At 73.2% G+C, this 15,376-nt stretch carries 15 protein-coding genes; 4 read left to right on the top strand and 11 right to left on the bottom strand.

Annotation, left to right across the window (positions count from 1 at the left end; genetic code table 11):
- From PV341_RS36270 to PV341_RS36250, 5 genes are all read right to left on the bottom strand, one after another.
- On the bottom strand, positions 1-436 hold a 436-nt coding region (locus PV341_RS36270), incomplete at its 3' end, for a response regulator (protein WP_500360033.1).
- Positions 433-1,668: a sensor histidine kinase gene (locus tag PV341_RS36265; RefSeq protein ID WP_500332137.1), complete on the bottom strand. Its 1,236-nt coding sequence runs from the start codon at positions 1,666-1,668 to the stop codon at positions 433-435. The genes PV341_RS36265 and PV341_RS36270, both read right to left, overlap by 4 nt.
- 238 nt (positions 1,669-1,906) lie before the next feature.
- Positions 1,907-3,124 carry an NADP-dependent isocitrate dehydrogenase gene (locus PV341_RS36260; protein ID WP_500360032.1) on the bottom strand — a complete coding sequence of 406 codons (1,218 nt, stop codon included), beginning with the start codon at positions 3,122-3,124 and terminating at the stop codon, positions 1,907-1,909.
- A gap of 85 nt (positions 3,125-3,209) precedes the next feature.
- Positions 3,210-3,656 (bottom strand): DUF3017 domain-containing protein, encoded by a 447-nt coding sequence (locus tag PV341_RS36255; RefSeq protein ID WP_500332135.1) that lies wholly within the window; start codon positions 3,654-3,656, stop codon positions 3,210-3,212.
- Positions 3,653-4,507, bottom strand: a complete 855-nt coding sequence (locus tag PV341_RS36250; protein WP_499513523.1) for a bifunctional methylenetetrahydrofolate dehydrogenase/methenyltetrahydrofolate cyclohydrolase — start codon at positions 4,505-4,507, stop codon at positions 3,653-3,655. Before PV341_RS36250 ends, PV341_RS36255 begins: the two co-directional genes overlap by 4 nt.
- A gap of 102 nt (positions 4,508-4,609) precedes the next feature.
- Between PV341_RS36250 and PV341_RS36245 the strand changes: the two genes are divergently transcribed.
- Together PV341_RS36245 and PV341_RS36240 are read left to right on the top strand one after the other, a co-directional pair.
- Entirely contained in the window at positions 4,610-5,293 is a 684-nt protein-coding gene (locus PV341_RS36245; RefSeq protein WP_500332134.1) for an RDD family protein, read from the top strand.
- A 40-nt stretch (positions 5,294-5,333) separates the two neighbouring features.
- Positions 5,334-5,930 (top strand): hypothetical protein, encoded by a 597-nt coding sequence (locus PV341_RS36240; RefSeq protein ID WP_500332133.1) that lies wholly within the window; start codon positions 5,334-5,336, stop codon positions 5,928-5,930.
- Positions 5,931-5,999: 69 nt separating this feature from the next.
- On the opposite strand, the gene purH is transcribed toward PV341_RS36240, so the two are convergent.
- On the bottom strand, positions 6,000-7,553 hold the full coding sequence (gene purH / locus PV341_RS36235) for a bifunctional phosphoribosylaminoimidazolecarboxamide formyltransferase/IMP cyclohydrolase (RefSeq protein WP_500332132.1): 1,554 nt from the start codon (positions 7,551-7,553) through the stop codon (positions 6,000-6,002).
- On the bottom strand, positions 7,550-8,164 hold the full coding sequence (purN, locus tag PV341_RS36230) for a phosphoribosylglycinamide formyltransferase (protein WP_499513519.1): 615 nt from the start codon (positions 8,162-8,164) through the stop codon (positions 7,550-7,552). Before purN ends, purH begins: the two co-directional genes overlap by 4 nt.
- A gap of 229 nt (positions 8,165-8,393) precedes the next feature.
- On the opposite strand from purN, the gene PV341_RS36225 reads away from it, so the two are divergent.
- Positions 8,394-9,101 (top strand): hypothetical protein, encoded by a 708-nt coding sequence (locus tag PV341_RS36225; RefSeq protein WP_500332131.1) that lies wholly within the window; start codon positions 8,394-8,396, stop codon positions 9,099-9,101.
- A 31-nt stretch (positions 9,102-9,132) separates the two neighbouring features.
- Here the strand turns inward: PV341_RS36225 and PV341_RS36220 are convergent, their stop codons facing one another.
- Complete coding sequence (locus PV341_RS36220) at positions 9,133-10,497, bottom strand: cell division protein PerM (protein ID WP_500360030.1); 1,365 nt, start codon at positions 10,495-10,497, stop codon at positions 9,133-9,135.
- A 112-nt stretch (positions 10,498-10,609) separates the two neighbouring features.
- Between PV341_RS36220 and PV341_RS36215 the strand changes: the two genes are divergently transcribed.
- Positions 10,610-11,563: an RNA polymerase sigma factor gene (locus PV341_RS36215; protein WP_500332129.1), complete on the top strand. Its 954-nt coding sequence runs from the start codon at positions 10,610-10,612 to the stop codon at positions 11,561-11,563.
- A gap of 79 nt (positions 11,564-11,642) precedes the next feature.
- Here the strand turns inward: PV341_RS36215 and sucD are convergent, their stop codons facing one another.
- From sucD to PV341_RS36200, 3 genes are all read right to left on the bottom strand, one after another.
- Complete coding sequence (gene sucD, locus PV341_RS36210) at positions 11,643-12,527, bottom strand: succinate--CoA ligase subunit alpha (RefSeq protein ID WP_499513515.1); 885 nt, start codon at positions 12,525-12,527, stop codon at positions 11,643-11,645.
- An 18-nt stretch (positions 12,528-12,545) separates the two neighbouring features.
- A complete protein-coding gene (gene sucC / locus PV341_RS36205; protein WP_500332128.1) occupies positions 12,546-13,721 on the bottom strand; it encodes an ADP-forming succinate--CoA ligase subunit beta in 1,176 nt (391 codons plus the stop codon).
- Positions 13,722-14,063: 342 nt separating this feature from the next.
- Positions 14,064-15,263, bottom strand: coding sequence for a vWA domain-containing protein (locus PV341_RS36200; RefSeq protein WP_500360029.1), 1,200 nt, complete (start codon positions 15,261-15,263; stop codon positions 14,064-14,066).
- Between the last annotated feature and the right edge of the window lie 113 nt (positions 15,264-15,376).

Below are 15,376 nucleotides of genomic sequence, written 5' to 3'. Positions count from 1 at the left end.
CACCGGGGCGGGGCGGCGCGTAGGCCTCGATCAGCCGCCGCGTGACGCTGGGGGCGAAGAGGGTGTCCCCTCCGGCGACGGCGTGGACGGCGGCGATCAGCCGTTCGGGGCCGGCGTCCTTGAGCAGGAACCCGGAGGCCCCGGCGCGCAGCGCGGTGTAGACGTACTCGTCGAGGTCGAAGGTGGTGAGGACGAGGATCCGCGGCGGCGGGTCCGTCGCGGCGGCCAGGATGCGCTCGGTGGCGACGACCCCGCTGATCCCCGGCATCCGGATGTCCATGAGGATCACGTCGGGCGCGGTCCGCGCCGCGCGCTCCACGGCCTCCTCGCCGTCGCCCGCCTCCCCGACCACCTCGACGCCGGGCGCGGCGTGCAGCAGCGCGACGAGGCCGGCCCGGATCAGGAACTGGTCGTCGACGACGAGCACCCTGGTCATACGCCCGATGCGTCCCCTCGCCGCTCTGTCCCCCGCGCGGACGTGGGGAGCACGAGCCGTACCTCGAAGCCCTCGCCGAGCGGGCCGATGTCCACCGTCCCGCCGTAGAGCCTGGCGCGCTCCCGCATGCCGATCAACCCGTGGCCCGTTCCCGCGACGATTGTGGCCGGATCGGATCGGCCCGGTGGCGCTCCCGAACCGCTGCCCGGGCCGGTGCCGCCGTCGGTGCCGGTGCCGTCGTCGGTGACGGTCACCGTCAGGTGGTGCGGCTCGTAGGCGACCAGGACCCGGGCCCGCGCGAGGGGGGCGTGCTTGAGCACGTTGGTCAGCGCCTCCTGCACCACCCGGTACGCGCACAGGCCGACACCGGGGGCGACGGGCCGCGGTTCGCCCTCGATCCGCAGCTCGACGGCGAGGCCGGCCGCCCGCACCCGCTCGATCATCTCGCCCAGCCGGGTCACCGAGGGCATCGGATCGTACGAGGCCCAGCCCTCCTCCGGTTCGCCCGGCCCGGCGCGGAGCACCTTGAGCATGCGGCGCATCTCCTGGAGCGCCTCGCGGGTGGTGTCGGAGATGGTGTCGAGCGCGCCGCGGGCGGTCTCTGGGGAGGTGCGGAAGACGTACGCGGCCATGCCCGCCTGCACCGAGATCACCGACATGTGGTGGGCGACCACGTCGTGCAGCTCGCGGGCGATCCGCGCCTGCTCCTGCGCCACCGCCTCCCGGGCCCGGTCCTGCTGCTCGGTGCGCAGCTGCTCGGTGAGCCGGGCCAGCCGCTCCTCGCGCTTGCCCGACACCCGGGCGGACCGCCCGAAACGACACATCACCAGGGGGAACACCACGGCCTGGGCGGCCACCGTGGCCATCGAGCTCTGCGCCGCCGTCAGCCCGGCGTACACCCAGACCGCGCCGGTCAGCGCTGCGCACGCCAGCCCGGTGCGGACCGGGCGCAGGGCCGCGACGGTGTAGAGCGCGAGCAGCGGAGCCATGGAGTTGACGACCGGCCAGTACCCGGCGGCGACGTACAGCGTCCAGGCGGCGCAGACGAAGACGCAGACACCGGCCGGCGCCCAGCGGCGCACCGCGACGGGCAGGTTGACCAGGGCGGTCAGCGCGTAGCCGAACAGGTCCAGCCGTATCCAGCCCCCGGGCGGCCGTTCGTGCCCCAGCAGCATGCTGGCGGCGGTGAAACCCACCGCCAGCAGGACGTCGACCAGCCCCTTTTTCCCCACGGGCGCAGCGTAGGCCCCGGCCGTACGGGTGTGCGTCAGTCCCCTGCCGTACCGCGGAAGTTGTACGTCCCCTTCCCAAAGGTCAAACCGGCACGGGACGACCTCCCGGCACCGCCGGCCGTAGCGTCGTCGCCGGGGGCCAGAGGGGGGCGCCCCAACACGACGGTGCCCCGTCCTCCGACGGGGGGAGGACGGGGTACCCGGTCGTGCGGGTGCCGCGCGGCGCCGGAGTTCCGGCTCAGACGGACATGCGCTTGCGCAGGTTCTCGTCGACGGCGGCGAGGAACCGCTCGGTCGTCAGCCACGGCTGCTCCGGGCCGACCAGCACCGCCAGGTCCTGGGTCAGCTGGCCGGCCTCGACGACCTCCAGGCAGGCGTTCTCCAGCGTCCCGGCGAACCGGGCGAGTTCGGGGGTGTCGTCCAGCCGGGCGCGGTGGGCGAGGCCGCGGCTCCACGCGAAGACCATGGCGATGGGGTTGGTCGAGGTCGGCCGGCCCGCCTGATGCCTGCGGTAGTGGCGGGTGACCGTGCCGTGCGCCGCCTCCGACAGCACGGTCCTGCCGTCGGAGGTCATGAGGACCGAGGTCATCAGCCCCGCCGAGCCGACACCCCGGGTGAGGACCCCGGACAGGATGTCGCCGTCGTAGTTCTTGCACGCCCAGACGTAGCCGCCGGCGCCCTTCAGGGCCGAGGCCGCCATGTCGTCGACCTGGCGGTGCTCGTAGCCCAGGCCCGACGCCTCGAACTCGCGCCGGAACTCGCCGTCGAAGACCTCCTGGAAGAGGTCCTTGAAGCGGCCGTCGTACTTCCTGAGCACCGTGTTCTTCGTGGACAGGTAGACGGGGAGCCCGCGCGCCAGCCCGTAGCGGAAGGCCGCGCGCGCGAACTCGCGGATCGAGTCGTCCAGGTTGACCATGCCGAGCGCCACACCGGCGCCCGGAAAGTGGTGGACCTCCAGCTCGACCGGGTCGGAGCCGTCGGCCGGGGTGAAGCTCAGGGCGAGGGTGCCCGCGCCGGGGATCCGCAGCTCGGTGGCCCGGTACTGGTCGCCGAAGGCGTGCCGGGCGATCACCACGGGACGGGTCCCGCCGGGCACGGCCCTCGGCACGTTCCGCAGGACGACGGGTTCGCGGAAGATCCCGCCGCCGAGGCGGTCACGGATGGTGGCGTTCGGGGAGCGGTACATCCCCTTGAGGCCGAACTCCGCGACCCGCACCTCGTCGGGCGTGATGGTGGCGCACTTCACGCCGACGCCGTGCCTGCCGACCGCTTCCGCCGCTTCCGCCGTCACCCGGTCGTGGGTGGCGTCCCGGTGCTCGATGCCCAGGTCGAAGCGGACCAGTTCGATGTCGAGGTACGGCAGGACCAGCTCGTCCCTGATGAACCGCCAGATGATCCGCGCCATCTCGTCGCCGTCGAGCTCGACGACCGGGTTCCTTGCCTTGATCTTGGCCATGGGAGTCGTTCTCCCTCTCACGCCGGTGACGTGTGCCCGGGGTGCACGTCGTACGTCAGGACACTGGCCACACAGCGTAACCGGATCAACGCACGGAGAAGCGGACGACATCCTCCAGGAAGGGGATCTCCAGCACCGGGTGCGGCTGCGCCATCAGCGCCAGCAGCACGATCAGGGCGCCCAGCACACCGTAGGTGATCATGTCGGTGAAGCGGCTGCGGACGGCCAGCATGCCGACCGAGGGCAGCAGCCGGCGCATCAGCGCGCCCGCGAGCAGCGCCGAGCCGACCAGCACCAGACCGGCCCGGGTGACGTCCGCGGCCACCAGCACCAGGCCGAGCAGCACCGCGCCGGAGACCACGAGGACCGGCCACTGACGGGCCGGGGCCGGGGCGTGGGCGCCCATGGCCCGGCCGCCGCCCTCGGGGCGCGCGGTGCCGCGGGTCAGCACCTGGAAGCGGCGGCTGCGGCCGGATTCGTCGGCCCCCTCCTCCGGCGCCGCCCCTTGCGTACGGGGACCCGTCCCGGTCATGCGTACCGGCCCTCCGCGGCCTCCACCACGTTCGCCAGCAGCATGGCCCGGGTCATCGGGCCGACGCCGCCGGGGTTCGGCGAGATCCAGCCGGCGACCTCGGCCACGCCCGGGTGCACGTCGCCGACGATCTTGCCGTTCTCGTCGCGGCTGACGCCGACGTCCAGCACGGCCGCGCCCGGTCGCACGTCCTCCGGCTTCACCAGGTGCGGCACGCCCGCGGCGGCCACGATGACGTCGGCCTGGCGCAGCTGGGCGGACAGGTCGCGGGTGCCGGTGTGGCAGAGGGTGACGGTGGCGTTCTCCGACTTGCGGGTCAGCAGCAGGCCGATCGAGCGGCCGACGGTGACGCCGCGGCCGACCACGGTGACGTGCGCGCCGTTGATCTCCACGCCGTGCCGCCGCAGCAGCTCCACGATGCCGTTGGGGGTGCAGGGCAGCGGGCCGCGCTCGTTGAGCACCAGCCGCCCGAGGTTCGTCGGGTGCAGGCCGTCGGCGTCCTTGGCGGGGTCCATCAGCCCCAGGACGCGGTTGGTGTCGATCCCCTTGGGCAGCGGCAGCTGGACGATGTAGCCGGTGCACTCCGGGTTGTCGTTGAGTTCACGGACGACCGCCTCGATCTCCTCCTGGGTGGCGGTCTCCGGCAGCTCGCGCTGGATGGACGCGATGCCGACCTCCGCGCAGTCGCGGTGCTTGCCCGCGACGTACCAGCGGCTGCCGGGGTCGTCGCCGACCAGCAGCGTGCCCAGCCCCGGGGTGACACCCCGCGCCTTGAGCGCCTGGACGCGGGTGGACAGTTCGGACTTGATCGCGGCGGCAGTGGCCTTGCCATCGAGAATCTGGGCGGTCATACCTCCATCTTCTCAGGTCCGCACACCAACGCTGGACAGCGGATGACGCCGCCCAGGACGATGTGGCCCGTCCCCAGTCCCATCCGCGCGAAAGAAGCCAACGTGAGCTACCCGCCCGGTCCCGGCAATCCGTACGGCCAGCAGCCGCCTCAGCAGCCCTACGGATACCCGCAGCAGCCCCCGGCCCAGCCCGGTTACGGCTACCCGACGCAGCCCCAGCCGCCCTACGGCGCCGTTCCGCCGCAGGCCCAGGGCCCGTACGGCTACGGCGGCCACCCCGGGGGCCCCGCCGGTCCCGTCCCGGGCATGCCCCCGTTCGCGAGCTGGGGTGCGCGGGTGGGTGCGACGCTGATCGACTTCCTGGTCGCCGGACTCGTGCCGATGATCCTCATCGGCATCGGCTACGCGCAGTTCATCGCCGAGGTGGTCGACGCGGCCCGCGCGTGCGACCAGAGCGGCACCTACTCCTGCCCCGCGCCCACGATGCCGGGTGGTGCCATCGCCCTGATCGGTCTGGGCTTCCTGCTGTCCCTCGCCGGCAGCCTGTTCCTGTGCTACCGCGAGGGCAAGACCGGCCAGACGCCGGGCAAGAAGGCCCTCGGCATCAGCGTGCTGCGGGAGTTGGACGGCCGTCCGCTCGGCTTCGGCATGGCCTTCGTCCGCCGGCTGTGCCACGGCCTGGACGGCGCCGCCTGCTACATCGGCTACCTGTGGCCGCTGTGGGACGACAAGAAGCAGACCTTCGCCGACAAGATCCTCAACTCGGTCGTCGTCAAGACCCAGTAGGCCCGCTCCCCCGGCCCCGTCCCCGCGAAGGAAGTGAGAAGTGAGCTATCCGCCCGGCCCCGGCGATCCCTACGGCCGACAGCCACCGCAGCAGCCGTACGGATACCCGCAACAGCCCCCGGCCCAGCCCGGTCACGGCTACCCGACGCAGCCCCAGCCGCAGGCGCAGCCGCCGTACGGCTACCCCCAGCAGCCGCAGTCGCACGCGCCGTTCGCGGCGTACCCGGGCGGGCCGGAGGTCATGCCGTCGTCGGCCAGGACGGCCCGGGCGATGCTCTTCGTGCTCGGCGGGCTGCAGATCCTGGGCGGCCTGCTGCTCCTGCTCGGGGCCGCGGCGCTCAAGAGCGTGGACGACACCGACGAACTGACCATGCCCATCGGCCTGGTCTACGTCATGGGGGTGCTCTTCCTCGCCTTCGCCGTGCTGTCGATCGGCATGGGCGCCAAGTACAGGACCGGCGGCAACGGCACGCGGATCGGGTCCATCGTGATCGGCGTGCTGGTCGCGCTGAGCAGTGTCGCCACCATGATCAGCGGCGCTTTCCTGCTGCTCGCACCGCTCGCGCTCAGCGTGCTGCTGATCGTCTTCGCGGCGAAGGCCGAGACGGCGGCCTGGTTCAAGCGCCCGCAGTACTGAGCGGGTCCGCCCGCAGGCCGAAGGCCCCCGCACCGGCGGGGGCCTTCGGCGTTCCGGCACACCGGCCGGTCAGTGGAAGAAGTGCCGCGTCCCGGTGAGGTACATGGTCACGCCGGCCTTGCGCGCGGCCTCGACCACGGCCTCGTCGCGCACCGAACCACCGGGCTGCACCACGGCCTTGACGCCCGCGCCGGTGAGCACCTCCAGCCCGTCAGGGAAGGGGAAGAAGGCGTCGGAGGCGGCGTAGGAGCCCGCGGCCCGCTCCTCGCCGGCCCGCTGGACGGCGAGCTTGGCGGAGTCGACCCGGTTGACCTGGCCCATGCCGACGCCGACCGTCGCACCGTCCTTCGCCAGCAGGATGGCGTTGGACTTCACGGCCCGGCAGGCCCGCCAGGCGAACGCCAGGTCGGCCAGCTCGTCGGCGGTCAGCGGCTCGCCGGTGGCCAGCGTCCAGGTGGCGGGGTCGTCCCCGGCGGCCTGGAGGCGGTCCTTCTCCTGCAGCAGCAGCCCGCCCTCGACCGGACGGAACTCCGTCTCCGCGACGGGCGCCTCGGGGCAGCGCAGCACGCGGATGTTCTTCTTGCGGGCGAGGACCTCGACCGCGCCTTCCTCGAAGTCGGGCGCGACGATGACCTCGGTGAAGATCTCGGCGACCTGCTCGGCCATGGCCACGCTCACGGGCCGGTTGACGGCGATGACGCCGCCGAAGGCGGACAGCGGGTCGCAGGCGTGCGCCTTGCGGTGCGCCTGCGCGACGTCGTCGCCCACCGCGATGCCGCACGGGTTGGCGTGCTTGATGATCGCGACGCAGGGCTCGTCGTGGTCGTACGCCGCCCGGCGCGCGGCCTCGGTGTCGACGTAGTTGTTGTAGGACATCTCCTTGCCGTGCAGCTGCTCGGCGTTCGCCAGGCCCGTCCCGCCGTCGGTGTACAGCGCGGCGGCCTGGTGCGGGTTCTCGCCGTAGCGCAGCACGTTCTTGCGCTCGTAGGTGGCGCCCAGGAAGTCCGGGAAGGGGCTGTCGTCGGCGGGCGCGTACGAGCTCGCGAACCAGCTCGCGACCGCGACGTCGTAGGCCGCGGTGTGCTGGAACGCCTCGGCCGCCAGGCGCTTGCGGGTGGTGAGGTCGAAGCCGCCCTCACGGACGGCGCCGAGCACGTCCGCGTACCGCTCGGGGCTGGTCACGACCGCCACGGACGGGTGGTTCTTGGCCGCGGCACGGACCATCGAGGGGCCGCCGATGTCGATCTGCTCGACGCACTCGTCCTCCGAGGCGCCGGAGGCGACCGTCTCGCGGAAGGGGTAGAGGTTGACCACGACCAGGTCGAAGGGCTCGACGCCCAGCTCCTCCAGCTGCCGGCGGTGGTCCTCCAGCCGCAGGTCGGCGAGGATGCCGGCGTGCACCTTCGGGTGCAGGGTCTTCACGCGGCCGTCGAGGCACTCGGGGAACCCGGTCAGCTCCTCGACCTTGGTGACCGGCACCCCGGCGGCGGCGATCCGCCCGGCCGTCGAGCCGGTGGAGACCAGCTGGACGCCCGCCTCGTGCAGGCCGCGGGCCAGCTCCTCCAGACCGGTCTTGTCGTAGACGCTGACCAGTGCGCGACGGATCTCCCGCTTGGTACTCACGGCAACAGAACCTTTCGTCCCTCAATGCGATAGCCGTCGCGGGACAGCCGCCCCACGACGTCGACGAGCAGCGTGCGCTCGACTTCCTTGATGCGCTCGTGGAGCGCTTCCTCCGTGTCGTCCTCCCGGACCTCGACCGCGCCCTGGGCGATGATCGGGCCGGTGTCGACGCCGTCGTCGACGAAGTGGACGGTGCAGCCGGTGACCTTCACGCCGTACGCGAGGGCGTCGCGCACCCCGTGGGCACCCGGGAAGCTCGGCAGCAGCGCCGGGTGGGTGTTGACGAGACGGCCGCCGAACCGGGCGAGGAACTCCTTGCCCACGATCTTCATGAACCCGGCCGAGACGACCAGGTCGGGCTCGTGCGCGGCCACCGCCCCGGTCAGCGCGGCGTCCCACGCCTCACGGTCGCCGTGGTCGGTGACCCGGCAGACGAACGTCGGCAGCCCGGCACGCTCGGCGCGCTCCAGGCCGGCGATGCCGGACCGGTCCGCGCCGACGGCGACGACGTGCAGTCCCGCGTCGAGCAGCGCCTGCAGGTTCGTGCCCGAACCGGAGACGAGCACGACGAGTCGGGCGGGGCGGGAAAGGGGCGGAAAGACTGTGGCCACTGCGGGTCATCTCTCGGGATCCGGCGCTTTGGAGGATCGTACGACTCGAAGATCGCCGGAATTCCGGGGAACTCTACGAGGCCGTCGACCGTCAGCAACGATACCGGCACACCCGACCGCCCCCACGGGACGGGGGAGCGCGCGGGCGGTAGCGTCTGGGGTGAAGAACGGCGAAGTCACACGTCCCACAACTCGAGGAGTCGACGGCAAGGGGATGACCCAGGCAAGCATGAGCAGTGGCCGAGGCCGCGAGCAGGACAACCCGTTCGCCCCGCCGGCGGAGAACGCCCCCGAGCAGCCCTGGCAGCCGCGCCGGCCGGAGCAGCCCTCCGACTCCGGGGACGAGCGCCCCACGCCCACACCTCCTCCGCCGCCCCCGGCGTGGGGCGGCCAGTGGAGCGAGCGGCAGCCCGGCCGGCAGGACGGCGGCTACGGCGACCGCCCCGGTGGCGGCTACGGCGACGGACGGCGCCCGGACGGTCCGCGCTTCGACCCCACCGACCCCGCCCAGCGGCGTGCCCGCTACGCCATGATCTGCGGCATGTGGGGGCTGTTCTTCGCCCTCTTCCTGGGCTGGACGTACGTGGGGCTGCTGCTCGGCGCCCTCGCGCTGTACTGGAGCGTCAACGCGCTGCGGATGAAGCCCGAGGAACGGGCCAAGGCCCGCGCCGAGGCGGCCGCCCTGCTGACCGAGGGCGGCGCCACCCCTCCGCCGCAGCGGCCCACCGACCCCCGCAGCAAGCCGCAGCGCCCGGCCGCGCTCGGCGGTCTGATCATGGGCGGGCTCGCCCTCTGCGTCGTGGCGACGACCTTCACGACCCAGGTCGTCTACAAGGACTACTACTCCTGCACGCGCGACGCGCTGACCTCCTCGTCGCGCGACGCCTGCCAGCAGTTGCTGCCGACCCCGCTGCGCGACGTGCTCCACACCCCCTGACGCGCCGCTCGCGCCGGCCCCGGACGGAGGCTCAGACCTCCGACGGGGCGGCGCCGGGCAGCGCGTCACCCCGCACCGCGTCGCCCTGCGCCTCCGCGTCCTCGCCCACCGCGTCCTCGCCCTCCACGTCCCGGCCCTCCGTCGCGGCGGCGGCACGGCGGACCCGCACCCAGCGCACCAGCAGGGCCGTGGGCGTACCGGCGGCCGCCGTCCACCCGGCCGCCGCGAACCCGGTGAGCCACCAGGACGGCCCGAAGTCCTCCAGCGCCCCGGTGCCCAGCGGCCCCGCCGCGAACCCGGTGAGCAGCGCCATGGCGATCCCGCACACCAGCCCGCCCAGGGCGGCGTGCGCCGCGGTGCGCCCGGGGCCGCACGGCTCCCGCCGGTCGACGGCGAGCACCCCCACCGCGACGCCGGCGAGCACCGGCACGACCAGCACCACCCAGGCCAGCGACGTCCCGGGCCCGGGCTGGGGCAGCGCCGCGAGGAGCGGGAAGTCCGGCAGCACCGGCTCCCCCGCCACGCCGGCCGGACGCACCACGGCCTGGGTGCCGAGCGCGAAACCGGGGCCGAGCGCATAGGCCGCGCCCCACACGGCGGCGTTCGGGATCAGGGCGACCGCCACCGCCAGCACCGCCAGCCGCCCGGACAGCGCCTCGCTGAGCCGGGTGAACGACGCACCCGCGGCACCGGGGTGCAACGCCAGGGTCACCGCCGTGAGCGCCGCACCGCCCGCGACGAGGACGCAGACGCCCGCCCCCGCCGAGCGCAGCACGACCGCGGTATCCCGCAGCGGCACCGTCACGGCCACGGTCACCCGGGACAGCCACGCGGGCAGCGGGATCCGCGGCCGCCCCCGCTCCGTCCAGGCCCCCGCGGCCGCCGCGAGGGCGGCGACGAGGGGCAGGTGCACCGCGGCACCGAGGGCGTCGCTGCGCACCGGCCCGTACGAGGTGTAGACGACCACCCCGGCGCCCACCGCGAGGTACCCGCCGATCAGCCATGCCACGGCGGACCGCGCGACCTCGTCGTCCGAGGCCGGCGCGACGGCGTCCGCCCCCGCCCGGTACAGCAGCCACACCGGGAACGCCATGGGCAGCAGCGGCGTGACGCCGATGGGCGCGGCGACGCCGGACAGGGTCTCGGTGCGCACCAGGCCGCCGCCGTGGGCGAGCAGCCAGCAGTCCGCGGCGACGTGGAGGGCGCCGTTCAGCCCGCTGTCGGGGAACGGCGAGACGACCCACAGGAAGAGCACGAGCATGGCGAAGCCGCCCAGGCCCAGGCCCGCTGCGACCACGCCGCCGGTGAAGGCGGGGGCGGACTCGGAGGTGCGCAGGGTCTCGTGGGCGGCCCGGATCCGGTGCACGACGTGGTTCAGGGCGCTTGCGGCACTCACGGATCTCATGCTGCCAAGAACACCCCCTTTCGCCGTGGCAGCATGCGAATGACCGTCGTGTCGCGGAATATGGCGTTATGCGTTTCTTCATTCGATCCGAGTGGTCGATCGCATGAGCCGCACATCCACGGCGAGGGCCGCGAAGGCCATCAAGAAGCGAAGGCGTCCCCGGCCGGCGAAGGCCCTCGGGGCGGCGCAGGCCGGGAACGCCGCGAAGGACCCGCAGGCCGCGCAGGCGGCCGGTGCGGGGGAATCGGGCGCGTCCGCGGAACGGGTGGAGCCGACGGGGGCCGAGCGGCCCCGCGACCCCGCCCCCGCGTCCGCTCCGCCCGGCAGGCAGCAGGCCCCGGAACCGGAGGCCGCGGGCAAGGCCGCGCGCAAGGCCGCGGACCCGGCCATCGAGGCCGTACGGATCGCCGAGGCCGCGCAGGCGGCCTTCGACGGGCTGTACACCCGCAACGCGCCCGCCCTGCTCCGCCAGGTCGAACTGCTCACCGGCAACATGCGGCTGGCCCGGCACGCCGTGCACCGCGCCTTCGACCTGGCCTGGCAGCGGTGGCCCGAGGTCGCCGTCGACCCCGACCCGGCCGGGTGGATCCGTGCGGAGGCGCACCACCACGCCCTCGCGCCCTGGCAGCAGACGCTGCCCTGGTACCGCACCCCGCCACGGGAGCGCAGCGCGTTCCAGCGGCTGCCGCGCGGCACCCGGCACGCCGTACTGCTCCACGACGGCCTGGGGCTGAGCCTGCGGCGCACGGCGGCGGAGAGCATGGCCACCACCTCGATGACCAGGCGGCGCATCGTCCGGGGGCGCGAGGCCCTGGGCGAGGGGGCGCCGGCCCGGCTGGGCGACCTGCTGGACGAGCAGCCGCAGCCGGAGTTCCCGGCGGCCATGGTGCGCGAACTGAGCGAGCAGTGGCTGCGCATCCGCACGGTGGGTGCCGTGGTGGCGACGGTGGTGATAGCGCTGGCGACCGCGGTCGGGCTGGTCTTCGGGCCGCTCAGCGACCGCGTCGCTGCCGACCACGGACCGGTCGGGCAGCGCACCTCCGCCCCCGTGCGCTGAGCGCGCCCGCGCACACGCACACGGGCCCGCCCCCCGGAGGGAACGGGCCCGTGTGCGTGCCTCCGTACGGAGGCGAGGATCAGCCCTGCAGGATGGCGCGCGCGAGGCGGGCCGTCTCCGACGGGGTCTTGCCGACCTTGACGCCGGCGGCCTCCAGCGCCTCCTTCTTCGCCTGGGCGGTGCCGGAGGAGCCGGAGACGATGGCGCCGGCGTGGCCCATGGTCTTGCCCTCGGGCGCGGTGAAGCCCGCGACGTAGCCGACGACCGGCTTGGTGACGTGCTCGGCGATGAAGGCCGCGGCACGCTCCTCGGCGTCGCCGCCGATCTCGCCGATCATGACGATCAGGTCGGTCTCGGGGTCGTCCTGGAACGCCTTCAGCGCGTCGATGTGGGTGGTGCCGATGATCGGGTCACCGCCGATGCCGACCGCCGAGGAGAAGCCGATGTCGCTGAGCTCGTACATCATCTGGTAAGTCAGCGTGCCCGACTTCGACACCAGGCCGATGCGGCCGGAGGTGGTGATGTCGGCCGGGATGATGCCCGCGTTGGACTGGCCGGGGGTGATCAGGCCGGGGCAGTTGGGACCGATGATCCGGGTCTTGTTGCCCTTGCTGCCCGCGTACGCCCAGAAGGCGGCGGTGTCGTGGACCGCGATGCCCTCGGTGATCACGACCGCGAGGCCGATCCCGGCGTCGATGGCCTCGATGACCGCGTCCTTGGCGAACTTCGGCGGGACGAAGATGACGGTGACGTCGGCGCCGGTCTTCTCCATGGCCTCGGCGACGGAGCCGAAGACAGGCACCTCGGTGCCGTCGAAGTCCACGCTGGTGCCGGCCTTGCGCGGGTTCACGCCGCCGACGATGTTGGTGCCCGAGGCGAGCATGCGCCGGGTGTGCTTGGTGCCCTCGGAACCGGTCATCCCCTGGACGATGACCTTGCTCTCCTTGGTCAGGAAGATAGCCATGATGTGGTGACCTGTCCCTTACTTCGCAGCCAGCTCGGCGGCGCGCTCCGCGGCGCCGTCCATGGTGTCGACCTGCTCGACCAGCGGGTGGTTGGCGTCGGTCAGGATCTGCCGACCGAGCTCCGCGTTGTTGCCGTCCAGACGGACGACGAGCGGCTTGGTGACCTCTTCGCCCTTGGACTTCAGCAGCTCCAGGGCCTGGACGATGCCGTTGGCGACCGCGTCGCAGGCGGTGATGCCGCCGAAGACGTTGACGAAGACGGACTTGACGTCCGGGTCGCCCAGGATGATCTCGAGGCCGTTGGCCATCACCTCGGCGGAGGCGCCACCGCCGATGTCGAGGAAGTTGGCGGGCTTGACGTTGCCGTGGCCCTCACCGGCGTAGGCGACGACGTCCAGGGTGCTCATGACGAGACCCGCGCCGTTGCCGATGATGCCGACCTCGCCCTCGAGCTTGACGTAGTTGAGGCCCTTGGCCTTGGCCGCGGCCTCCAGCGGGTTGGCGGCGGCGTGGTCGACCAGCGCCTCGTGCTCCGGCTGGCGGAAGTCGGCGTTCTCGTCCAGCGAGACCTTGCCGTCGAGCGCGATGACGCGGCCGTCGGCGACCTTGGCGAGCGGGTTGACCTCGACGAGGAGCGCGTCCTCGGAGATGAAGGTCTTCCACAGGGTCTGCAGGATCTCGGTGACCTGGTCGGCGACGTCGGCCGGGAAGGCGGCCGCCTCGACGATCTCGCGGGCCTTCTGCGGGGTCACGCCCTCGATGGCGTCCACCGGGATCTGGGCGACGGCCGCCGGGTTGGTCGCCGCCACCTCCTCGATCTCCATGCCGCCCTCGACGGACGCGATCGCCAGGAACGTCCGGTTGGCGCGGTCGAGGAGGAAGGAGACGTAGTACTCGGAGGCGATCTCCGGGGCCAGCTCGGCCAGCATCACCTTGTGGACCGTGTGGCCCTTGATGTCCATGCCGAGGATCTGACCGGCCTTGGCCACCGCGTCCTCGGGGTCCGACGCCACCTTCACGCCGCCGGCCTTGCCACGGCCACCGGTCTTCACCTGTGCCTTGACGACAGCCTTGCCACCGAGCCGCTCCGCGACCTCGCGCGCCGCCTCAGGCGTTTCGATGACTTCACCGGCCAGCACCGGTACACCGTGCTTGGCGAAGAGGTCCCTCGCCTGGTACTCGAACAGGTCCACGCGCGTCCGTCCTTGGTTATCGCGGTTCGTTGTCTGCGTGCCGGGGCGGGTCGTCGCTGACGTCTTCGTAACGAACCATACGAACGGCCGTACGGGGGGCGCACACGTCGGCCGAGCACGCGGCATGTCCGTCTCGCAGGTTATCGCCGCGCGGGCGGCACGGGTAAATCCGAGATGGCGCGAGAGCGGTGAGAACGGTCACAGACCAGCCGTTCGGGGGGTTCCCGCGGCGGCGGGGACATGGGCGGGTCGCCCCGGCGGCGGCCGCCGGAGCGGGGTCCGCCGGGACGAGGTCCGCTCACCGAGGGTGGCGAGGCTGCTCCCAGCCGCCCGGTCCCGGCGTCACCCTCCAGGGGCAGGCTCGGGCACGGGCAGCGGCCGCTTCTCGATGGCGGCCGCCATGACCTCGGGGAAGAGATCCGGGGTGCAGGCGAACGCGGGCGCCCCCAGCTCCGCGAGCGCCGCCGCGTGCTCGCGGTCGTAGGAGGGCGCGCCCTCGTCCGACAGCGCCAGCAGTGCCACGAACTGCACACCGGACGCCTTCATCGCCGCGACCCGCTTGAGCATCCCGTCGCGTATGCCGCCCTCGTACAGGTCGCTGACGAGGACGACGACGGTCTCGGCGGGCCGGGTGATGAGGGACTGGCAGTAGGCCAGCGCCCGGTTGATGTCGGTGCCGCCGCCGAGCTGGGTACCGAACAGCACGTCGACGGGGTCGTCCAGATGGTCCGTCAGGTCGGCGACCGCCGTGTCGAAGACGACCAGCCGGGTGTCGATGCTGCGCAGGGAGGCGAGCACGGCGCCGAAGACGGACGCGTAGACCACGGAGGCCGCCATCGAGCCCGACTGGTCGACGCAGAGCACGACGTCCTTGCGCACCGCCTGCGAGGCCCGGCCGTGGCCGATCAGCCGTTCGGGGACGACGGTGCCGTGCTCGGGCAGGTAGTGCCGGAGGTTGGCACGGATCGTACGGTCCCAGTCGATGTCCCGGTGCCGCGGGCGGTGGACCCGCGCCGAACGGTCCAGCGCGCCGGTGAGGGTGGCCCGGGTCCGGGTAGCCAGGCGCCGCTCCAGGTCCTCCACGACCTTGCGGACCACCGCCCGCGCCGTCTCCTTCGTCGTCCCGGGCATCACCTTGTTCAGCGAGAGCAGCGTGCCGACCAGGTGGACGTCGGCCTCGACCGCCTCCAGCATCTCCGGTTCCAGCAGCAGCGCGGACAGCCCGAGCCGGTCGATCGCGTCGCGCTGCATCACCTGGACGACGCTGCTGGGGAAGTACCTGCGGATGTCCCCCAGCCAGCGCGCGATCTGGGGCGCCGAGCCGCCCAGCCCGGCGCTCCGCGGGGGCGGTGCACCGCCCCCGCCGTGCGGGGCGCCGCCGTACAGCGCCTCCAGTGCCTGGTCCATCGCCGCGTCCCGGCCGGTGAGCCCCCGGCCCGTGCCGTCGGCGGGTCCGCCGCCGAGCACCATCCGCCAGCGCCGCAGCCGCTCGTCGGCGTCCGCGCCCGTGCCTGTGCCTGTGTCCGTGCCCGTGTCCGTCATGCGTCCCGGCCCCCGTCCTCTCCGCCGGACCCGAGCAGCAGCCGTAGCGTGGACAGCGCCGCCTCCGCCCGTTCCTCGTCGAGCCCCGGAGCGAAGCCCGGCAGGCCCTCCCC

The organism is Streptomyces sp. PA03-1a, assembly GCF_033792805.1.
Classification (GTDB): Bacteria; Actinomycetota; Actinomycetes; order Streptomycetales; family Streptomycetaceae; genus Actinacidiphila.
The sequence above is the reverse complement of the archived record's forward strand: the minus strand, read 5'-3'. Positions and strand labels throughout refer to the sequence as shown.